The organism is Acinetobacter sp. YH12252, from assembly GCF_013417365.1.
In the GTDB taxonomy this organism is placed as follows: domain Bacteria; phylum Pseudomonadota; class Gammaproteobacteria; order Pseudomonadales; family Moraxellaceae; genus Acinetobacter; species Acinetobacter towneri.
Map to the genome: position 1 here is coordinate 254,639 of NZ_VPEA01000003.1, position 19,778 is coordinate 274,416.

The following is a 19,778-nucleotide window of genomic DNA, read 5'->3' on the forward strand; positions in this document are numbered from 1 at the left end:
TTTTATGACGATATTTTCCCTTCAGTCACAGATTAATTATTGCAAATTCAGTAAAAGCTTCGCATGATTAGCAAAATTTATCAGGATCTTATCGCGATTTATGAAGTCTGAGCGTGGCATAGGCATAATTGCATTACTATTTTGCATCATCGTTATTGGTGGATTTATTGCATTTAGTATCTACTTGATTCGTCTGGATAATATTGTCAGAGACAAATTTGAAGGACAGCGTTGGGATATTCCAGCCAAGGTTTTTGCACGCCCGTTAGAAGTGTATAGCAATGCACCTGTCAGCCAGACCGACTTTACTCAAGAACTGAAACTGCTTGGCTATAAAAATACAGATAATTATGCTAAATCAGGCAGTTATGTCAGCGATGGTAATACTTTATTTGTGCATACCCGTGGTTTTGACTTTGGCGATAGTGTCGAACCTGAACAGGTTTTAAAAGTCAGTTTTGCCAACAATCAAATTAGTGAAGTGAGCGCCACCAAACCATCTAATACAGGTATTGCACGTTTAGAACCGATGTTGATTGGCGGAATTTATCCACAGCACAATGAAGATCGTGTGCTGATTAAACTGAATAAAGTACCTAAACCGCTGATTGAAGCCCTTATTGCCACTGAAGATCGTAATTTCTATCAACATCACGGCGTTTCAATTCGTGGTACTGCACGTGCTATTGTCAGCAACGTCACTGGTGGCAAACGTCAGGGTGGTTCTACCCTTACGCAGCAATTGGTGAAAAACTTTTATTTAAGCCCAGAACGCACCTTAAAACGTAAGGCCAATGAAGCACTCATGGCCATGCTGATTGAACTACATTACAGCAAAGATGAAATCTTAGAAGCCTATTTAAATGAGGTGAATTTAGGTCAAAACGGTAACTATTCTATTAATGGTTATGGTCTAGCTTCACAGTTTTATTTTGGTATGCCGTTGCGTGAGCTAAACATTTCACAACAAGCCTTTTTGGTCGGTTTGGTACAAGGTCCATCATTATATAATCCTTGGCGCAACCCTGAAGCTGCCAAAAAACGTCGTGACATTGTACTAAACAATATGTTGGTGATGGGTTATTTAAACCAAGAACAATATGAAAAAGAAACTGCGCGTCCCTTAAATGTCATTACAAAACCGACCATTGGCCCTGCCCGTTTCCCTGACTTTTTAGATATTGTCCGCCGTCAATTACGTACTGAATATCAAGAAGGAGATTTGACCAATCAGGGTTTGCGTATCTTCACGACGCTTGATCCGATTGCACAAACCAACGTACAAAATGCTTTTAAAGCATCGGTTGAGCGTTTAAGCAAAGCCAATCCAAAGCGTTTAAAAGAATTACAAGGCGCGGTGCTAATTTCTCATCCTGAAAATGGCGAGTTAGTGGCAGCGGTAGGTTCTACGCAAGATTTTACGGGTTTTAACCGTGCCTTGGATGCCAAACGTCAAGTTGGCTCACTGCTCAAACCAATTATTTATTTAAGTGCGATTGAGTCTGGTCGATATAACTGGGCAAGTCCTGTAGAAGACAGCCAAATCAGCATCCCAATTGATGGTAAATCTTGGACACCACGTAATTATAGCGGCAGCGATCATGGGATTGTGTCTATGTCACAAGCCCTATCTCAGTCTTATAACCTATCTGCAGTTCGTTTGGGACAGGAGTTTGGATTATCTACCTTCCGTAATCACCTCATTAAATTTGGTGTACCAAGTGATGCGGTTCCGCAATATCCATCTATTTTCTTGGGTGCGGTAGATTTATCACCAATGCAAGTGATGGACATTTACGGTAACTTTGCCACAGGTGGTTTTAAATATCCGACCAAAGCGATTCGCACCGTAGTCGATGCCAATGGACGTTTACTGGATCGTTATGGTTTAACCGTACAACAAACCATTGATCCTTCTGCCGCCTATATTTTGAATTATGGCTTACAGCAAGTGATGAGTTCTGGTACAGGTCGTTCAGCTTACAATAGCTTATCGACAGATTTAAAATTGGCAGGCAAATCAGGTACAACCAATGATACTCGTGATTCATGGTTTGCGGGCTATTCAGGCAATTATTTAGCCGTTGTATGGCTTGGTTTGGATGATAACAAAGTCACAGGCTTAACAGGCTCGTCTGGTGCTTTGCCTGTCTGGAGTAATGTGATGCAGCAATTGCGTCAAAAACCTGTCAACTTACGTCAGACCGAACAAATTCAATGGCATTGGATTGACCGCAGTTCTGGGCATTTATCTGCACAAGGCTGTGAAGGTGCGATGTATATTCCAGTGAATCGTAATAATGTACCGCGTCAGGCAACCGCATGTGGTTTTTCACACTATCAAGTTGAACCCGTTTACCAACCCGATACTGAAACTCAGCAAACAGCTCCTGAAACCAGTGACAGTATCGAAAATTATATCCGTGAAACTGAACCCGTAACAGATGACAATACCGATGGTCGTGTCATCTCAAGTGGCAGTTATATCAATTAAACTTGAGGATATCGGTCAGTTACGCTTATGAAATTATCACGTTTAAGACAAGTTTTTTTCACCACATTCGCTATGGGTGCGATGGCAACGATTGTAGCTTGCCAGAGTTTACCTGAACCGCCTGCTCCTCAGCCTGTGCCTGAAAAACCTAAAACTGTGACGACACCAGAAGGTGTGGTGATTCGTCCTTATGAACGTGAAGAAATTAAGCGTCAATCGTTGCAAGTGGTGGTGCCACAACAAACCGTGCAACAAAAATTAGAGGATGGTCGTAGTTTGCCTGCTTTTCAAAAGTTGATGCAGCAAACCCAGGCCGCTTATAAACAAGGTCAATTCAATCAGGCCGAAACAGCAGCTTTGCAAGCGCAGCGACTTGCCCCGCAAGCGGCTGAAACCTATTTATATTTGGCTTTAATTGCCAACCAAAAGAAGCAACCCGCTAATGCAGAAGCCTTGGCACGTCGTGGTTTAAGCTATGCACAAAGCGATGCTATGAAACGTCAATTATGGCTAGTCATTCAAAAAGCAGCACAGCAACAAAATAATGCCAAAAGCCTTGCGCAAGCCCAACAAGCTTTGAAAGATTTGTAAGGACGATAATTTAATAAACTAAAAATCGCTGAGTGTGATTACATCAGCGATTTTTTTATTTGCGCAAACTAGAAAAAATCAAATAAAACGTACACCTGCAATGCCATAGGCATGATGCTGCTCTGCGGTAGTTAAATCATCTTGAGTTAAGCCACCCAAAGCAAAAACAGGAATATCGACAAATTCAGCGATCTGCTGGAATTTTTCCCATCCTAAAGGTGTGGCATCATGATGCGTGGTGGTTACTAAAACAGGACTGAGTAAAATTGCTTCACAACCAATTTGCTGTGCATGTTGTGCCGAAACAATATCATGACACGCTGCAATATAACGCTGCCCAACTTTTAAATCGCCCTTTTGTAATTGCATCAGTTGCGATTGTTTTAAATGAATTGCTGCAATGGCGTGTTGCTGAATCGTATTTAATTGCTTCCACAATTCCAAATTGACAATCACTTGCCCCAGTTGCTCAATGCAATATTCTGACAATTCGACCTTGCATGCAGCATTGGGTTCAACCCGCCAATGCAGCAGTTTTTGCTTAGGCAAATTTGCTAAATGTTTTAAATCTTCACTGACTTTAATTGCCTGTTGCCACACTAGTCGTTGCACAATTGCACGATTGGCTTGTGGAAAATTCAGCTCTAAAAGTTGCGGACGGCTAAACCATGTCCAAGGCACTTGAATATCTTTTAATAAAGCTGCGGGTACAGCAGCCTGAAAAATATGCAGATTGACAATCACATCATCATATTCATGGCAAATAATATCAAAGGCATGCCAATGCTGTATGCCAATACCAACTTCTTCAAACACCTCACGGCGGCAGGCATCTACAGGAGTTTCGCCTGCTTCCACTTTTCCACCAGGAAACTCGTGTTTATTGCCCTGATGTTGTTTGGCTTCGCGCCAACCCACTAACACTTTGTTTTGATGAAATAACAGCGCAATTGCCACATGAATATTTGGCTTGGACATGAACCCGTTTCCTTTTCTGCAATGTACGTTTAACTGCAAATTGTAGACTTTTATAAAATCAAAAATAATCCGTTGACAGGCTTATATGATAATGATTATCATTTAAAACAATTCTTACACACCACGGAGTAACTCAAAATGAACGCCCCATTTAATTTATTTTCACGTCATTCAGACACTCAGCATGCCCTACCTATGTTACATTCAAATAACTTGTTTGCGCTAGGACGCGAAATTCGTATTTTGCATGCAGGCGAAGAATATCGTTTACGCTTAACCCGTAACAATCGTCTTATTCTCACAAAATAATTAAAATAATCAACACAATAATAAACGTGGAAACAGCAGTATGAATCAGCGCATACTGCTTTTAAGTTCTGACTTGTCTAATTTTAACTTGCTTCCTAAAACCAATCATATTTACAACTGGGCTTTAGGCAACAAAATACGCACTTTTAAACCACCTTGTTCAGCACGTGAAAATTCAATTTTTCCTGCATGCAACTCTATAATTTTCTTACAAATCGACAGTCCTAAACCAGAACCTTGAGTTTTACTGCCTAAAGCACGGTAAAAGCGTTCGCCCAAACGTGCCAAAACGTCATCAGTCACTGCATGACCATTGTCGGCGATGCAAATTTCCTGCATCAATTCATGCGGTTTCGCTTCAATCCAAATACGTCCTTGAGGTGCTGCATAACGCACTGCGTTGTCAATCAAGTTGCGCAGGCAGCTAAATAGCAATTCAGGATTGCCTTGCACTTGTATCGGTTGAATATCTGACTGAATCTGAATGGCTTTTTCCTGAATAAACGGCGTCAGACTTTGTAAAACTTCCTGCACCAAGTCTGCTATAGATACCGCACTTTTATTTAACGATGCCGCATCTGTCGGGTCTAAACGTGCCAATAACAGCAAATTTTCCAATACTTGTGTACCACGACTGACATCACGCTGAATTTGCTCTAAATCTTGTGCCAACTCAGGTTGTTGTTGGTATTTACGTTTTAGCACCTGCAAACGCAATTGAATGGCAGATAAAGGAGAGCGTAACTCATGCGAAGCATCTGCTGTAAATCGCTGTTCTGCAATTAAAGACTGCTCTACTCGCCCCAACAATTTATTCAATTGCTGCAGCATGGGTTGCAGTTCTTTCAATTCAGGTTGTGTGGGGATAATTGGCGTCAAATCATGTTGATTTTTTTCTGCAATTTGTTGGGAGAGTTGCTGAATCCGCTTAAATTGACGACCAATCATAAAATGCACAATTGCCCATTGCAGGAACCACAACAGCAATAAAATAGCGGCATAGCCCAAACTGGTTGCAGCAATTTCCTTAAAGCGATATTTAAGCGGCTGCACGACAATCACATGCAAGCCATCTTCCTCTGCCACATAGCTGCGCCAAATTTGCCCATCTTGCCAGTGAAATGAAAAACCATGCTCAGATGCCACGGCAAGCTGAGGCAAGTGAAGCGGAGGTATGTCTTGTTCATCTTCAGAGGTGGTCAGAATCAGATCATCCAAACCCAATTGATAGGCAATATGAAATTGCTCGCTCAACTCATCGACCTGATTGCCTGCATGGTCACGCAAGTCTGCTCGCAGCAACATATCGGCTATTTCATCCATAATCTCGTCATGGACTTGCATGGTTTGGTAACTGGCAACCGCCAATAATAAAATCAGGGCGAGTCCACCCGCCAAGACCGAGCTTAAAACGGAGCTTTTAACCAGTTTGGATTGTAAAGAAATGACCTGTTTAGACATGCGGAGATCAAACTGAATTAGTTATCTTGCTGCATACGATAGCCTAAACCTCGTATGGTTTTAATGCGGCTACTGCCAATTTTTTTGCGTAATTGATAAATAAATACTTCAATCGCATTACTTTCAATTTCATCGCCCCATGCATATAAAGACTCTTCGAGCTGTTCACGAGTCACCACATGCTGCGGGTTTTGCATCAGTTTATGTAAAATCTGGAATTCCTTAGCCGTTAAATTGACCTGTTGATCATCCACTTTCACTTGTTTGCTTTGCGTATCTAAAACCAAGTTGGCAAATTCAAGCTGCTGTGTCGGATGACTTTGCGCACTGCGTAACTGACTGCGTACCCGCGCCGATAGTTCTTCAAGGCTAAACGGTTTAACCAAATAATCATTGGCGCCCAAATCAAGTCCCTGTACCCGATCTTGAATACTATCGCGCGCAGTAATGAAAATAACAGGTGTGTCCTGTTGCTGCTGTCGTAAAGCGTGCAGAATTTCATCACCGCTATTTTTAGGCAACCCACGGTCTAACAACACACAATCATAATGATGCTGCTGAATGGCTAAAATGGCGTGATCGCCACGCTCGACCCAATCGACATTATAACCATCCATTTCCAGCCAGGTTTTAATACTTTCTGCTTGTGATACATCATCTTCAGCCAAGAGTAGTCGCATGCCATCCTCTGTTATTTTTGATGTACTTCAATTAAGAATCTAAGAATTATAAAACCACATCCCTCCTGTGAGGTATGTGGTTTTTCAGTGATGAATGCTGCTTGAAGTAAATCATGCGCACGCATTGAATGTTAGAAATGAACCTGATCGACATCTATTTCAATACGTTTTGCAGGCTTGTGATCAATATCCACTTCACCAATTAAGGTAACAGGCGTTTTGGCAGAAACGGCTTTGCCATTCCATAAGTCATCATCAATATCGACCGTAATAGTGCCTGTGTTATCACGGAACTGATATTTTTCATCACCAATAGATTTCACCACATAACCTTTTAACTGCACTTTGCTGTCATCTTTCAGGCTTAAAGCTTGTTTTACAGTTACATTTTGATGTAGTGCTTGGGTGTTAATGCTGTCGTTTGCCATGGTGATTGAAGCCATTGCCATTAAACCTGCCATCAACATTGCTTTCATTGTAAATTTCATTGCTTCACCTTTTTGTGTTGCTCATTTCGTTATGGTGATTAAAACAAAGCAAGATGAACTGAATCTTAAGATTTCCATTTTTTTAAAATTCATCGTAAAAAGTTTGAATCTGCTAATTTAATGGCACTACGCGCAACACTTCCTCTAAAGTGGTCATGCCTTCTAAAACTTTACGCGCGCCCGCAATACGTAACGGTTCAATGCCCTCTTTTTTAGCTTGCTGACGTAATTCATTTAAATTGGCATTGGCGCTGATGAGCTGTTTGGTATCTAAACTTAACGGCATAAACTCATAAATTCCGACCCGACCTTTATAGCCCGTTTGACGGCATTCATCGCATCCAACAGGTTTAAACACTTGTGCAGGCATTTCCATAATGTAATCGAAGGTCAAATGTTCCCAATCTTTTTCATTTATTGAGCCTTCTTGCTTACAATGCGGACACAGTTTACGCACCAAACGCTGTGCCAAAACGCCTAAAATTGTGGCAGCAGTCAAAAATGGCTGCACGCCCAAATCATGCAAACGAGTCAAACTTGACGGCGCATCATTAGTATGCAGTGTCGATAAAACTAAATGCCCCGTCAGTGCCGCTTGAATCGCCATATTTGCGGTATCCTGATCTCGAATTTCTCCGACCATAATAATGTCAGGGTCTTGACGCATTAAGGCACGCACACCATCGGCAAAACCTAAATCAATTGCGGTATTCACCTGCATTTGGTTAAAACTCGGTTCTAACATTTCAATCGGGTCTTCAATGGTGCAGACATTGACTTCATCGGTAGCCAATTGCTTTAGCGATGAATACAGCGTGGTGGTTTTACCCGAACCTGTAGGGCCTGTAACCAAAATAATGCCGTGACTATGTGCAGTCAGGGCATGCCATTCATTCAACAAACGACTATCAAAACCCAATTGCTGAAAACTGCGTACCAATACTTCTGGGTCAAAAATACGCATCACCAGTTTTTCGCCAAACGCCGTTGGTAAGGTCGATAAACGCAGTTCAGTTTCTTGTCCTTTTGGAGTTCGGGTTTTTAAACGTCCATCTTGCGGTTTACGTTTTTCGGCTACATTCATACGCCCTAAAATTTTAATCCGTGAGATGACTGCGGTAAGCGTATTGGCAGGCATGTTATAGATGGTGTGCAACACGCCATCAATACGAAAACGTACTTTGCCTGTGTCTTTACGTGGTTCGAGGTGAATATCACTTGCGCCTTGTTCAAAGGCAAATTGCAGCACCCAATCCACCAACTTCACAATATGTTGATCATTGGCATCTGGGTTTTGGGTATCGCCCAATTGCAATAAAGCCTCGACCCCTTTATTTTCACGGTCATGTGCAGAAGATTTTTGTGATGAGTGTACTGCGCGACTCACTTGGTAATATTCGATCAAATAACGCTGTAATTGATCTGGGCTGAGTAAAACTCGCTGAATTTTTTTGGGCAATAAACTATGTTCTAAGTTGGCAACCCATTCTTTTTTATAAGGTTGATCTGTCGCAATTAACACCGCATCTGCAGTCACTTCCACCGCTAAAATACGGTTACGCAGTGCAAATTCCTGCGACATCACAGCTGTTAAAGCAGCAACATCGGCTTTTAACGGATCAATAATATAGAATGGCAAGCCTGATTTATCAGCCAGCCATTGGCATAAACGGTTTAAAGTTAAAGTGGTTTGGGGATGACTTTGATCGACCAAATTAAAGTTGGCAATCCATTGTAACGGATGCCATTTTAATTGATCACGTTGACGATGCGTGGTTTGTACCAAAGCCTGATCACGTTCGGTAATTTTACCATCTTTGACTAATTGTTCTAAGCACCAAGTACTGTCTATTTCAAAATTAAAATTCATTGTTATATGCCCCAAAATCTGGGTTTACTATAGCAAAATAAGCATTATTTAATAAAAACTATTTTATAAGTTTTAATTTAAAGTAAAACTTAACTATTAATTTTATTTGTGTTTTTAATATTTCAATTAAAATAAATATCTATTATGATGCTCTTGCTTAATAATTCAACACACTAAAAATTAAATTTCTGAGGGATAATCATGAAATTAAAAACTTTATCATGTGCAATTTTTGCAGCTTTTACATTGACGGCTTGTGGTGGTGGAAGTGATGGTGATAGTTCTTACCAAGGCAAAGATGTTCAGTTAAATGAAACAGAATGGGCGAGCTACGCTAGCAACGATCAGGCAGACGCAGAGAATTTATTTACTAAAATAAAATTCACAATCCAAAATAACGAACTGTATATCAATCCAGAATATCTTGCTAATGCAACCGATGTATTTGATATTTCACAAGTTGCATCATATTATGTCACCGCAAATAGCTTCTATGAAATTTCAACGCTAAAAACTCAAATTGGCTATAAATTTGGCACACTTATAAGTCAAAGCAATTCAAAATGGGTTATAACTCCATATTCTCCAACAAACGCTAAAGATCTACAACTCACAGAAAACTTTGAATTAGTCGATCTAGCATCAAAACCTATGAGTGAATATATTGATACATATTCACACTATAGCGGTTTAAATGATGCAGGTGGTACTTTTGACAAGTTATACAGCGATACATTAAAAGGACAAACTTTCCCTAAAGGTTCATATTGCCTACGAGGTACATCAAGTTCTACCAATACCTCATATTTTGAAAGCAACGATTTTAATACTATAGACTCTCCTGAGTCATATTTTGGTAGTGGTAATTACAATACCTCTAAGTTAGGTAATTATCCTCTCTATTTGAGCAAAGAAACTGACCCAAATTATGGACCAACTGCTTTATTAAATATAGAGAATGAATATTTAATTGGTGACTATCATCGTCAAGGTGTAACATACTCACTTAGTTCTGACATTCAAAACGAACGTGAGATTTTAAAAGAGTTACAAAGTGAGCCAACTCCTGATGCTTACCAAATTAGGTTCCAAGAAAACTATATTAAATCTCTTGAAAAGGAATGTACTTTATTCAACAGCACTGCAAGCCAAGCAATTGATATTGCACAAAAATTAAAATAATTTTTTTACAGAGGTGGTTATGCAAATAACCACCTTTTTTTATATTTTATTGATATACATTTTGAATATACTATAACTCATATAAAATAAGAATATATAAAAATTTCCAGAAGAATATGAACCAAAATCTCCACCCTCTCCTGCTCAATGCGGCATTTCCCGAACTGCTCACCATGTTTGCAGCAGCACTCGGCTGTGGCTTACTGATTGGATTAGAGCGCGAACGCAGTAAAAAAAATGGACAACATCATCATTTTGCAGGCGTACGTACCTTTGGAATTTGCGCATTATTAGGTGCCATTTGCTTCTTATTGGGCACGAGCATTGCCATTGTGGGTGCGTTGATTGTTGGGGGAATTGGCTTATATTCCCTCAAAAATCAAACGGAAGATGACCCTGGCGCTACCACCGAACTTGCCTTCGTGATGACCTATTTTATTGGTGCATTGTGTTTATGGAATATTCCATTGGCAGCAGGTTTATCGGTTATTTTGACAGTTTTACTCATGACCAAGCACACCATGCATGGCATTGTCAGTCAGTGGATTACCGAAGCTGAACTACGTGATGGCTTGTTTTTACTGGCTTTGGTGTTAATTGCCTTGCCACTGACGCCTAATACTGCACTATGGGGCAATGTGCTTAATCCTTATGTGATTTTAAAATTATTGATTTTAATTCTAAGTGTGCAGGCTTTGGCGCATATCGCCAAGCGTTTACTCTCAAGCAGCAACGCCCTCATATTATCTGCAATTGCTTCAGGTTTTGTATCAAGCACCGCAACCATTGCCAGTTTAGGCATGGAAGTACGCGCAGGTCGTGGCGACGCACGTGCCAATGCAGGTGCAGCGCTGATGTCTTGCGTGGCAACTTTAGCGCAAATGTTGATTATTGTGGCGGGTGTCAATCTGGCGTGGTTTAAGCTGTTAATTATGCCCAGTCTGGCAGGCATTGGCATTTTAATTTTGGTCGGCGTATGCTTGCTTAAAAAGCATAAAAATACGACAACAGCAAAACCTGAAGCCGACACCCGTATGTTTAGCCTTAAAGAAGCCGCTATTATTGTGGCGACCTTAACCGCAATTCAAGCCATGGTCTACGGCTTAGAGCAAATGCTTGGCGACGCAGGCTTAATCATTGGTACCTTACTCGCCTCTTTATTTGAGGTGCATGCCGCCATTGCAACCGTGGTGATGCAAGGTCCACCCAGTCAGCAAATGTTGCTGTACGCCTTAATTTTAGGTCTTGTTGCTCATGCAATTTCTAAATGTATCAATGCCGCACTCATTGGCGGCTTACGTTTTGCACTTTATTTCGCACCTACCCAAATTTTGCACATGCTGGCGTTGGTGGCTATTTTATATATGATGGTTTAATCGACAGCGATTAAAACAATTTTTAGGATGTGTACTGCGTGCTGATCGACACGGAAACTGACATCAAAATCTGCAAAATTCATGGTGTAAATTCGTTCAGCATCATCCTGATATGCAGGTCGTGGATCTAAAGACAAGACCTGTTCCAATTCCTGCGCAATCTGTGGCTGTAATACGCCAGATTCGAGCAACTGATTTTTTTGCGCTTCGGCTGTGTCCATCCATAGCACTGTTTTTCTTATGGGTTCATCTTGCGCATAACCACTTTGTGCATCAGGCACAGCATCTGAATATTGAATATAAGGTTTAATATCCAAAATAGGCGTGCCATGCAGTAAATCTGCCCCTGTCACATAAACTCGCAGTGACTTACCCACTTTTTTGACCTGTTTAAATTGCACCACAGACAAACCAATGGGTGCAGGTCGATACATGCTGCGCGTCGCAAACACACCTATTTTTTGATTACCACCCAAACGTGGCGGACGCACTTGTGCACGAAAACAGGGGTTTTGCTGTTTCTGTACGGTTGGATGAGCATCGGTTTGGTTTTTATTGTCGTGAAATTGCCAGATTAACCATAAGTGACTAAACGCTTCGATCCCTTCAAATGCCAACACATCGTTATAAGGCGCCTGCATTTCAATATACGATTCGACTTGTACCAGATTCGGTTGACGAGGAATACCAAATTTTTCTCGGTAGGGAGAGTGCATAAATCCGATTATTGGCATTTTTAGATCAGTCTTCATCACTTTTTCTGATAAGCTCAATTAAATATATTCAGTTTATAGAGAATGATTTTAGATTAGAATAGCAAGCTGTTCTAATTTGATAATTTATTGAGACCTTTAATGGCTGCTTTCAACGTCGAAAAGATTACTCACGTACACCACTGGAATGACACTTTATTCAGTTTTAAAACGACTCGCGATACCGCACTACGTTTTAAAAACGGTCAATTTGTGATGATTGGTCTGGAAGTAAATGGCAAGCCTTTAATGCGCGCTTACTCGATTGCCAGTGCTAACTATGAAGAAGAGCTAGAATTCTTCTCAATTAAAGTACCTGATGGCCCTTTAACGTCTATTTTACAAAAAGTAAAAGTGGGCGATGAATTGCTGGTTTCTAAAAAACCTACAGGCACTTTGGTACTGGATGATTTAAATCCTGGTAAAAACCTATACTTACTTTCTTCAGGTACAGGTCTAGCTCCATTTTTGGCAACCATCCGCGACCCTGAAACTTATGAACGCTTTGAAAAAGTGATTGTGGTTCACGGTACACGTTTCATTTCTGAATTGGCTTATCAAGATTTAATTCTAAATGAATTACCAAATCACGAGTTTTTCCAAGAACTTGGTATTCGTGAAAAACTGGTATATTACCCAACCGTTACACGTGAAGAATATCCAAACCAAGGACGTGTGACCACGGCAATTGAATCGGGTGAAATCTTTGAAAAAATTGGTTTACCACGTTTTAACCCTGAAACTGACCGTGCCATGTTATGTGGTAGCCCTGCATTCTTAAAAGATGTTGCAGCATTACTTGACCAACATGGTTTAAAAGAATCACCACGTATGGGTGAATTGGGCGATTACGTGATTGAACGTGCTTTCGTTGAAAAATAAAAGCTGTTGAATCTAAAAAAACCGAGCTAAATAGCTCGGTTTTTTGTCATTAGCATCAATTAACGTACACTGCGACCTTCTTGGTTAGCACGTCCTTCACAGTGTGCACCACCACCAATTACAAACCCACGCTCTGCCTGACATGAACCAATCATACGACCACTCGAATCATAAGTTGTCACTTTTGAAGCACAACCTGTCATCAAAATAGCCGCTGTTAATGCGATTAAACTAGAAATTTTCATTGTATTACCCCTCTAAAAAATTAGTCTTGTTGCAGTGAAATCTGCGAATTATTTGGTATGGTTGGCAATAAACCCGTGCGCTCATCTACTTTAGAATAGTTAATGCCTTGTATGTTGGCACCACCATAACACACAGCTTTAGCCCCCAAAATAAAGCCCTGTGTAGCGACACATGAACCAATCACTTGCCCTGCAGTATCATAAGTCACTACTTTAGAACTACAGCCAGCCAAAGCAATCAGGCTTGCTATAGAAAATAATTTAATTAGTTTCATTTAACCCTCAATTTAAAAAAAATTAAATATTATTCATCGTGTAAATTATTTTTAAATACATCAATTTATTTTTAATTTTAGTTATATATTATTTTTTGTAAATAGCAATTTGGAATAACTTATCGTTATTTTTACTTCAAATTTTAAAATTATTGCGACTACAAAAAATTAAAAGCACTCCATCTAAATCACTCAAATCAGATGGAGTGCTTTTTACGTTTATTCTTTATTCTGGTACATTCATTCTTCGTTCAGCCAAAGCTTGCTGAATCACATGATACCCCGCTGTTAAGCCCAAACTCGCCATAATCACGGCTACCACAAGATCTGGAATCAAACTACCCGTACCAAATACACCCACTGCCGCCAAAATAACTGCGAAATTACCAATCGCATCATTACGGCTACATAACCACACCGATTTCATATTCGAATCACCATCTCGAAATGCATATAAAATCAATGCAGTAACCACATTGGCTAATAAGGCGATGATCCCAATAATACCCATGGTTATGGCTTCAGGTGGAATACCCTGTATATAGGCATAGATAACCTTGCCCATCACCACCACACCAAACAAGGCCATCGTGATGCCTTTGACCAAAGCCACAGTAGCACGCCAATACAAACTTGCACTTAACACCGCAAGTGAAATCCCGTAATTGACAGCATCTCCAAAGAAATCCAGTGAATCTGCCCATAGGGATGATGAATGGGCATAGGCACCACCTATCAACTCGATAAAAAACATGCTGAGATTGATCACCAATGCAATCCATAACGCGGTTCTAAATTTACTATTCGGTTTGATTGGCGCAGGTTCATGACTACACGTACATGCCATAGACACACCTTCTTTCAAAATGAAATTGTTTCGATTATGCTCATTTAAAACTATAGACTTAGTCCAAGGTCAAGCATGGCACAATATTTAATTCATGAATTAGCTAAAAAAGTTGGTGTCAGCACAGATACAATTCGTTTTTATGAAAAGAAACACTTACTCACCCCAAGCTTTCGTGCCGAAAATAATTATCGCTATTACAACGATGAGGCACTCAAGCGTTTGATTTTTATTAAGCGTTGCCGTGCTTTAGATATGAACTTAAAAGAAATTGAAGCCTTAATTGAATTAGAAAAACAGCCGAAACAAAACTGCTGCGCTGTGAATGAATTGATTGATGAACATTTAAGGCATGTAGAAGATAAAATTGCCGAGTTGCAGCATTTTCAGCTACAACTTCAGCAACTTAGACAAGCCTGCACCACGCAAACAACCATTGATGATTGTCAGATTTTAAAGCGACTTGAAGCCGAATAATCGCTCTCTAAGCCTTTTGTAATGCAGTATTTACGTATCTAAAATTGGATTATAAACACTTCTGATTAACACGCTTCGATAGCTGCTCGGCAGTTTCCACACGTTCAGAATAACGATCTACCAAATATGCTGCTTGCCCGCGAGTCAGCAAAGTAAATTTATATAACTCTTCCATCACATCGACAATACGGTCGTAATAGCTAGACGCTTTCATGCGGCCATCTTCCTCAAACTCTAAAAAGGCTTTAGGAATAGAAGACTGATTGGGAATGGTGATCATCCGCATCCAACGTCCTAAAATACGTAATTGATTGACGCTGTTAAATGACTGCGACCCGCCACACACTTGCACTAAAGCAAGCGTTTTACCTTGTGTGGCACGAATTGCGCCCGCGGCAAGCGGAATCCAGTCAATTTGTGCTTTGAAAATCGAACTCATTGAACCATGACGTTCTGGGCTACACCAAACCATACCTTCTGCCCACGCCAACAATTCATGCAGCTCTTGAACTTTGGGATGTGAAGTATCGCCATCTTCAGGTAAAGGCAAACCTTTGGGATGGAAAATTTTTACCTCAGCGCCAAAGTGCTCCAAAATTCTGCCCGCTTCCTGTACCGCCAAACGACTATAAGAACGCTCACGGTTTGAACCGTACATCAATAAAATACGTGGCGGATGGTTCAACGGCTTTGCCTGCACCTGTTCAAAACTTGGTGTAGGCAATAAATCTAAATCAATATTGGGTAATACCATGCTGCATACTCTTAAAACTAAAATGGGCAACGCATGCCCATGTTTTTATCTTAAACCTCAAAATGAAGAAAATTACTTTGAACTGACAATCGACTCATTTTGATAAAACTTTTTACGCAGCCATAAAGACACACTCACCAAAGCAATCAACACAGGCACTTCAACCAAAGGGCCAATAATCGTGGTAAATGCAACGGGAGAAGCCAAGCCAAACGTTGCAATGGCAACAGCAAGTGCTAATTCAAAATTATTCCCTGCTGCGGTAAAGGAAATGGCGGTCGTCCGTGGATAATCATTGACCATCCATTTGCTCATAAAGAAGCTAATAAAGAACATGGCAACGAAGTAAATAATCAATGGAATGGAAATGCGTAAAACATCCATCGGCAAGCTCAGTACTTCTGCGCCTTTTAGTGCGAACATCGCCACAATGGTAAATAGCAATGCCAACAGACTAAATGGGCTAATTTTGGGTAAAAAAGACGTTTGATACCAATCTAAGCCTTTGCTTTTCACTAAAATCAAGCGTGTTAAAAAGCCCATCAAAAAAGGAATACCCAAATAGATTAAAACAGCTTGGGTGATTGTCCAAAAACCAACATCAATCACTTGTCCTGCCACGCCAAAATACGGCGGCAAGAAACTCAGAAACAGCCATGCATAAGTACTAAAGAATATAATCTGAAAAATACTGTTAAACGCAACTAATGCAGCCACGTATTGGTTATCACCACAAGCCAAGTTGTTCCAGACCAAGACCATCGCGATACAGCGTGCCAGACCAATTAAAATCAAACCTGTCATATATTCAGGATAGTTTTGCAAGAAAATAATCGCCAAAGCGAACATCAAACACGGAGCAATCAACCAGTTTTGTACCAAAGACAACAACAAGGTTCGGCGGTCTTTAAACACTTCTGGCAAAGCTGCGTAATCGACTTTTGCCAATGGTGGATACATCATCAAAATCAAACCAATCGCAATGGGAAGATTGACTGTTCCCACACTCATTTGATCTAAGCTTGCCGATACTGCAGGAAATACCACGCCAATCGCAACACCTAGCCCCATGGCAATAAAAATCCATAAGGTCAGATTACGATCTAAAAAAGAAAGTTTGGACTGTGCCATGTGCTTACTCGCAATGTGTTGCAATTGTAGGGTTGATGTGCTTCATCGGGCTGACATCTTGCTGCGCGATAATATTTAAAACAGCAAACGCCCATTCGGGTAAATCTGGGTTCAAACGGTAATACACCCACTGCCCCTGACGTTGATCTAGCAAAATAGATAAATTCCGTAACAACGCCAAATGACGTGATATTTTCGGTTGATTTAACTGCAATTGTTCTGTCAATTCGCATACACAAATATTGTGTTGAGCCATCACCAATTTCAGAATGTCCAGTCGGGTTGGGTCTGACAAACATTTAAAAAAATCAGTTTGATTCATTTTTTATCTGCACTTCAATATTAACTATTGCGAATATACGCATATCCATATATAAATGCAATATTGAATTTTTATCGGACTAAAACGGGTCACTACACATGAGCAACAGCATCAAAATTTTTCATAACCCTGCCTGTGGAACGTCACGCAATACTTTAGAATTAATTCGTAATACAGGACAAGAACCTGAAATTATTGAATATTTAAAAACCCCACCTACACAAGCTGAACTTACTAGCATGATTCAACAAGCAGGTTTAAGCGTGCGCGATGCAATCCGCAAAAATGTAGAACCATACGAACAGTTGCAACTTGAAGGTAGCTCACACAGCGATGCGGAATTAATTGCATTGATGGTCGAGCATCCGATTTTAATTAATCGTCCATTTGTCGTGACCGAGTTAGGTGTGAAACTGTGCCGCCCTTCTGAACTGGTCTTAGACTTGCTCACTCAACCACAATTAAAAAGCTTCAGCAAAGAAGATGGTGAGGTGGTCATTGATGAACATGGGCAACGAGTACGTTAACACGCTTTTATCCATCAGAAATTGATTATAGGCAATGAGTCAAATTGGTATGAAAGTCCCTTCTCTTAGATTCTGTATGGCTCAGGATGAGGAACTTTCTATATCAAGATTAGCCCCAGCGTTTCAGCACAAGTTTTCTTCTGAATCCCGAGCTATTTACTAGGTTGAATCCTAAATTTAGATTCATACAATAAAGCCATATTTCTGCTATTGCTTTTTGATCATGACCATTTCCCACGTCACCGAACTTCTCTCTCCTGCTGGTTCTTTAAAAAACATGCGCTATGCCTTTGCTTATGGTGCAGATGCAGTCTATGCAGGTCAGCCGCGTTACAGTTTGCGCGTGCGTAATAACGAATTTGATCATGAAAACTTAGCAATTGGTATTCAAGAAGCACATGAATTAGGCAAAAAGTTTTATGTGGTGGTGAACATCCAACCGCATAACAGCAAACTCAAAAACTTTATTCGTGACCTAGAACCTGTGGTTGCCATGCAACCCGATGCGCTGATCATGTCTGACCCAGGTCTGATTATGATGGTGCGTGAAAATTTCCCCGACATGCCTGTACATTTATCGGTACAAGCCAATGCGGTGAACTGGGCAACGGTGAAATTCTGGCAAAATATGGGTTTAACCCGTGTCATTCTTTCGCGTGAATTGTCGATTGATGAAATTGAAGAAATTAAAAACAACGTGCCTGGCATGGAAATTGAAGTATTTGTGCATGGTGCGCTGTGCATGGCCTATTCAGGTCGTTGCATGCTTTCAGGCTATATGAATAAACGTGATGCCAACCAAGGCGCATGTACCAATGCCTGCCGTTGGGAATATAAAATTCACGATGCAAAAGAAGATGAAACAGGTGACGTAATTCCTGTCAAAAATCTTTCTGAAACTGCCGATGCAGATGAACAACACATGCAGGCACAGCATCAATTTAACGAGCCTGTGTTATTACAACGTAATGACGAAGATATGTTTGCTGCCGAAGAAGATGAACACGGCACTTATTTTATGAATTCTAAAGATTTACGCGCAGTGCAGCACGTTGACCGTTTAACTAAAATGGGCATCCATTCACTAAAAATTGAAGGTCGCACCAAATCTTATTTCTACTGCGCACGTACTGCACAAATTTACCGTAAAGCGATTGATGATGCGCTTGCAGGCAAACCATTTGACCCTGCATTAATGACTCAATTAGAAGGTCTAGCTAACCGTGGTTATACCGAAGGTTTCTTGCGTCGTCATGTGCACAGCGAATACCAAAACTACGAAACAGGTTCATCAAGTTTTGATCATCAGCAATTTTGTGGTGAAGTCTTAGAACGCAATGGTGACTACATTAAAATTGATGTAAAAAACCGTTTTGTAGTGGGCGATTCTTTAGAATTGATGACGCCACAAGGCAATATCTATTTCACTTTAACTGAAATTAAAGATAAAAAAGGCAATCTGATTGAAGATGCCAAAGGTTCAGGGCATATTGTAGAAATCCCTATACCTGCAGATGTCGATATGCGTTATGCCCTGCTGATTCGCAACTTACCAAATTCGACTGCAGATATTTCTGCCTCATCGTTGGCTTATCAAGCCAACTAAGTGGCAATAAACTAAGCGAGTATTGCGATGGCACTCCTGATTACCGACCAATGCATCAATTGCGATATGTGCTTACCCGAATGCCCGAATGAAGCAATTTATGAGGGTGAAAAGGTGTATGAAATTGATGTGGCGCGTTGCACAGAATGTGTTGGGTTTTATGACTATCAAACCTGCGTTTCAGTCTGCCCAATTGAATGTATTATTCCGCATCCTGAGCATGTCGAAACCAAAGAGCAGCTACAGGAAAAGTTTAATCAGTTGAATTTATTTGGACAAAATAATAAGGCTAATTAGACTGAAATGAATCTAACTGCTGTAAATCAAACTGGATGTTAAAAATAAAAAAAGAACTGAGTTGTTAGCCGACTCAGTTCTTAAAACCAAAAATAGAATAAATAAACTTTTCTCTGTACACGACAAAAATAGATAACTCATTGAAATAATGTCACAATAATTGTTTTCTAACGACGAATACTATGACACATCTCAATGAGTTATATCTTATCTTAAACAAATCTCTAAAATGGA

22 protein-coding genes are annotated in these 19,778 nt (G+C 40.3%); 10 read left to right on the plus strand and 12 right to left on the minus strand.

The window, feature by feature from the left end:
- Positions 1 to 100 precede the first annotated feature (100 nt).
- Positions 101 to 2,494 (plus strand): penicillin-binding protein 1B, encoded by a 2,394-nt coding sequence (gene mrcB / locus FTV28_RS05000; protein WP_096901853.1) that lies wholly within the window; start codon positions 101 to 103, stop codon positions 2,492 to 2,494.
- Positions 2,495 to 2,521: 27 nt separating this feature from the next.
- Positions 2,522 to 3,085: a tetratricopeptide repeat protein gene (locus FTV28_RS05005; RefSeq protein ID WP_257222800.1), complete on the plus strand. Its 564-nt coding sequence runs from the start codon at positions 2,522 to 2,524 to the stop codon at positions 3,083 to 3,085.
- A gap of 78 nt (positions 3,086 to 3,163) precedes the next feature.
- On the opposite strand, the gene FTV28_RS05010 is transcribed toward FTV28_RS05005, so the two are convergent.
- On the minus strand, positions 3,164 to 4,063 hold the full coding sequence (locus tag FTV28_RS05010) for a thiamine phosphate synthase (RefSeq protein WP_179989604.1): 900 nt from the start codon (positions 4,061 to 4,063) through the stop codon (positions 3,164 to 3,166).
- 138 nt (positions 4,064 to 4,201) lie between these two features.
- On the opposite strand from FTV28_RS05010, the gene hemP reads away from it, so the two are divergent.
- Positions 4,202 to 4,372, plus strand: a complete 171-nt coding sequence (gene hemP, locus FTV28_RS05015) for a hemin uptake protein HemP (RefSeq protein ID WP_004972965.1) — start codon at positions 4,202 to 4,204, stop codon at positions 4,370 to 4,372.
- 111 nt (positions 4,373 to 4,483) lie between these two features.
- Here the strand turns inward: hemP and FTV28_RS05020 are convergent, their stop codons facing one another.
- From FTV28_RS05020 to FTV28_RS05035, 4 genes are all read right to left on the minus strand, one after another.
- Positions 4,484 to 5,833 carry a HAMP domain-containing sensor histidine kinase gene (locus FTV28_RS05020; protein ID WP_179989605.1) on the minus strand — a complete coding sequence of 450 codons (1,350 nt, stop codon included), beginning with the start codon at positions 5,831 to 5,833 and terminating at the stop codon, positions 4,484 to 4,486.
- A 17-nt stretch (positions 5,834 to 5,850) separates the two neighbouring features.
- Positions 5,851 to 6,513 carry a response regulator transcription factor gene (locus FTV28_RS05025; RefSeq protein ID WP_004972960.1) on the minus strand — a complete coding sequence of 221 codons (663 nt, stop codon included), beginning with the start codon at positions 6,511 to 6,513 and terminating at the stop codon, positions 5,851 to 5,853.
- Between the two features lie 131 nt (positions 6,514 to 6,644).
- On the minus strand, positions 6,645 to 7,001 hold the full coding sequence (locus tag FTV28_RS05030; protein WP_154320586.1) for a NirD/YgiW/YdeI family stress tolerance protein: 357 nt from the start codon (positions 6,999 to 7,001) through the stop codon (positions 6,645 to 6,647).
- Positions 7,002 to 7,113: 112 nt separating this feature from the next.
- Entirely contained in the window at positions 7,114 to 8,871 is a 1,758-nt protein-coding gene (locus FTV28_RS05035; protein ID WP_004972956.1) for a GspE/PulE family protein, read from the minus strand.
- Between the two features lie 201 nt (positions 8,872 to 9,072).
- Between FTV28_RS05035 and FTV28_RS05040 the strand changes: the two genes are divergently transcribed.
- Together FTV28_RS05040 and FTV28_RS05045 are read left to right on the plus strand one after the other, a co-directional pair.
- Positions 9,073 to 10,053: a hypothetical protein gene (locus tag FTV28_RS05040; RefSeq protein ID WP_179989607.1), complete on the plus strand. Its 981-nt coding sequence runs from the start codon at positions 9,073 to 9,075 to the stop codon at positions 10,051 to 10,053.
- Positions 10,054 to 10,169: 116 nt separating this feature from the next.
- Positions 10,170 to 11,429 carry a DUF4010 domain-containing protein gene (locus FTV28_RS05045; protein WP_179989609.1) on the plus strand — a complete coding sequence of 420 codons (1,260 nt, stop codon included), beginning with the start codon at positions 10,170 to 10,172 and terminating at the stop codon, positions 11,427 to 11,429.
- On the opposite strand, the gene tsaA is transcribed toward FTV28_RS05045, so the two are convergent.
- The gene (tsaA, locus tag FTV28_RS05050; RefSeq protein ID WP_218644899.1) at positions 11,426 to 12,163 is read right to left on the minus strand and encodes a tRNA (N6-threonylcarbamoyladenosine(37)-N6)-methyltransferase TrmO; all 738 of its coding nucleotides are present in this window, start codon (positions 12,161 to 12,163) and stop codon (positions 11,426 to 11,428) included. The two genes, FTV28_RS05045 and tsaA, sit on opposite strands and share 4 nt — an antisense overlap.
- A gap of 120 nt (positions 12,164 to 12,283) precedes the next feature.
- Here tsaA and FTV28_RS05055 point away from each other — a divergent pair, with 120 nt between their 5' ends.
- A complete protein-coding gene (locus tag FTV28_RS05055; protein ID WP_004972950.1) occupies positions 12,284 to 13,063 on the plus strand; it encodes a ferredoxin--NADP reductase in 780 nt (259 codons plus the stop codon).
- 59 nt (positions 13,064 to 13,122) lie between these two features.
- Here the strand turns inward: FTV28_RS05055 and FTV28_RS05060 are convergent, their stop codons facing one another.
- From FTV28_RS05060 to FTV28_RS05070, 3 genes are all read right to left on the minus strand, one after another.
- Positions 13,123 to 13,308, minus strand: coding sequence for a hypothetical protein (locus tag FTV28_RS05060; RefSeq protein WP_004972947.1), 186 nt, complete (start codon positions 13,306 to 13,308; stop codon positions 13,123 to 13,125).
- A gap of 20 nt (positions 13,309 to 13,328) precedes the next feature.
- Positions 13,329 to 13,583, minus strand: coding sequence for a hypothetical protein (locus FTV28_RS05065; RefSeq protein ID WP_004972946.1), 255 nt, complete (start codon positions 13,581 to 13,583; stop codon positions 13,329 to 13,331).
- 226 nt (positions 13,584 to 13,809) lie between these two features.
- Entirely contained in the window at positions 13,810 to 14,430 is a 621-nt protein-coding gene (locus FTV28_RS05070) for a cation transporter (protein ID WP_096901843.1), read from the minus strand.
- A 75-nt stretch (positions 14,431 to 14,505) separates the two neighbouring features.
- On the opposite strand from FTV28_RS05070, the gene cadR reads away from it, so the two are divergent.
- Positions 14,506 to 14,907: a Cd(II)/Pb(II)-responsive transcriptional regulator gene (cadR, locus tag FTV28_RS05075; RefSeq protein ID WP_004972941.1), complete on the plus strand. Its 402-nt coding sequence runs from the start codon at positions 14,506 to 14,508 to the stop codon at positions 14,905 to 14,907.
- 49 nt (positions 14,908 to 14,956) lie between these two features.
- Here cadR and arsH read toward each other — a convergent pair whose 3' ends face one another.
- From arsH to FTV28_RS05090, 3 genes are all read right to left on the minus strand, one after another.
- Positions 14,957 to 15,661, minus strand: coding sequence for an arsenical resistance protein ArsH (gene arsH / locus FTV28_RS05080; RefSeq protein ID WP_179988822.1), 705 nt, complete (start codon positions 15,659 to 15,661; stop codon positions 14,957 to 14,959).
- Positions 15,662 to 15,733: 72 nt separating this feature from the next.
- Complete coding sequence (gene arsB / locus FTV28_RS05085) at positions 15,734 to 16,792, minus strand: ACR3 family arsenite efflux transporter (protein WP_179989611.1); 1,059 nt, start codon at positions 16,790 to 16,792, stop codon at positions 15,734 to 15,736.
- A 4-nt stretch (positions 16,793 to 16,796) separates the two neighbouring features.
- Positions 16,797 to 17,114 carry a metalloregulator ArsR/SmtB family transcription factor gene (locus FTV28_RS05090; protein WP_136144348.1) on the minus strand — a complete coding sequence of 106 codons (318 nt, stop codon included), beginning with the start codon at positions 17,112 to 17,114 and terminating at the stop codon, positions 16,797 to 16,799.
- A gap of 98 nt (positions 17,115 to 17,212) precedes the next feature.
- On the opposite strand from FTV28_RS05090, the gene arsC reads away from it, so the two are divergent.
- The 3 genes from arsC (at position 17,213) to FTV28_RS05105 (ending at position 19,544) form a co-directional block, all read left to right on the plus strand.
- Positions 17,213 to 17,641 carry an arsenate reductase (glutaredoxin) gene (arsC, locus tag FTV28_RS05095; protein ID WP_154320582.1) on the plus strand — a complete coding sequence of 143 codons (429 nt, stop codon included), beginning with the start codon at positions 17,213 to 17,215 and terminating at the stop codon, positions 17,639 to 17,641.
- A gap of 223 nt (positions 17,642 to 17,864) precedes the next feature.
- The gene (yegQ, locus tag FTV28_RS05100; protein WP_131261785.1) at positions 17,865 to 19,247 is read left to right on the plus strand and encodes a tRNA 5-hydroxyuridine modification protein YegQ; all 1,383 of its coding nucleotides are present in this window, start codon (positions 17,865 to 17,867) and stop codon (positions 19,245 to 19,247) included.
- Positions 19,248 to 19,274: 27 nt separating this feature from the next.
- Positions 19,275 to 19,544, plus strand: a complete 270-nt coding sequence (locus FTV28_RS05105) for a YfhL family 4Fe-4S dicluster ferredoxin (RefSeq protein WP_004972931.1) — start codon at positions 19,275 to 19,277, stop codon at positions 19,542 to 19,544.
- Positions 19,545 to 19,778 lie beyond the last annotated feature (234 nt).

Coding starts and splice junctions, on each gene's coding strand:
- yegQ (WP_131261785.1), top strand. CDS start 17,865: ATGACCATTTCCCACGTCACCGAACTTCTCTCTCCTGCTGGTTCTTTA.
- FTV28_RS05070 (WP_096901843.1), bottom strand. CDS start 14,430: ATGGCATGTACGTGTAGTCATGAACCTGCGCCAATCAAACCGAATAGT.
- mrcB (WP_096901853.1), top strand. CDS start 101: ATGAAGTCTGAGCGTGGCATAGGCATAATTGCATTACTATTTTGCATC.
- FTV28_RS05055 (WP_004972950.1), top strand. CDS start 12,284: ATGGCTGCTTTCAACGTCGAAAAGATTACTCACGTACACCACTGGAAT.
- arsC (WP_154320582.1), top strand. CDS start 17,213: ATGAGCAACAGCATCAAAATTTTTCATAACCCTGCCTGTGGAACGTCA.
- FTV28_RS05035 (WP_004972956.1), bottom strand. CDS start 8,871: ATGAATTTTAATTTTGAAATAGACAGTACTTGGTGCTTAGAACAATTA.
- FTV28_RS05065 (WP_004972946.1), bottom strand. CDS start 13,583: ATGAAACTAATTAAATTATTTTCTATAGCAAGCCTGATTGCTTTGGCT.
- FTV28_RS05025 (WP_004972960.1), bottom strand. CDS start 6,513: ATGCGACTACTCTTGGCTGAAGATGATGTATCACAAGCAGAAAGTATT.
- cadR (WP_004972941.1), top strand. CDS start 14,506: ATGGCACAATATTTAATTCATGAATTAGCTAAAAAAGTTGGTGTCAGC.
- FTV28_RS05090 (WP_136144348.1), bottom strand. CDS start 17,114: ATGAATCAAACTGATTTTTTTAAATGTTTGTCAGACCCAACCCGACTG.
- arsH (WP_179988822.1), bottom strand. CDS start 15,661: ATGGTATTACCCAATATTGATTTAGATTTATTGCCTACACCAAGTTTT.
- FTV28_RS05030 (WP_154320586.1), bottom strand. CDS start 7,001: ATGAAATTTACAATGAAAGCAATGTTGATGGCAGGTTTAATGGCAATG.
- FTV28_RS05010 (WP_179989604.1), bottom strand. CDS start 4,063: ATGTCCAAGCCAAATATTCATGTGGCAATTGCGCTGTTATTTCATCAA.
- FTV28_RS05060 (WP_004972947.1), bottom strand. CDS start 13,308: ATGAAAATTTCTAGTTTAATCGCATTAACAGCGGCTATTTTGATGACA.
- FTV28_RS05005 (WP_257222800.1), top strand. CDS start 2,522: ATGAAATTATCACGTTTAAGACAAGTTTTTTTCACCACATTCGCTATG.
- FTV28_RS05020 (WP_179989605.1), bottom strand. CDS start 5,833: ATGTCTAAACAGGTCATTTCTTTACAATCCAAACTGGTTAAAAGCTCC.
- FTV28_RS05040 (WP_179989607.1), top strand. CDS start 9,073: ATGAAATTAAAAACTTTATCATGTGCAATTTTTGCAGCTTTTACATTG.
- FTV28_RS05105 (WP_004972931.1), top strand. CDS start 19,275: ATGGCACTCCTGATTACCGACCAATGCATCAATTGCGATATGTGCTTA.
- tsaA (WP_218644899.1), bottom strand. CDS start 12,163: ATGCCAATAATCGGATTTATGCACTCTCCCTACCGAGAAAAATTTGGT.
- arsB (WP_179989611.1), bottom strand. CDS start 16,792: ATGGCACAGTCCAAACTTTCTTTTTTAGATCGTAATCTGACCTTATGG.
- FTV28_RS05045 (WP_179989609.1), top strand. CDS start 10,170: ATGAACCAAAATCTCCACCCTCTCCTGCTCAATGCGGCATTTCCCGAA.
- hemP (WP_004972965.1), top strand. CDS start 4,202: ATGAACGCCCCATTTAATTTATTTTCACGTCATTCAGACACTCAGCAT.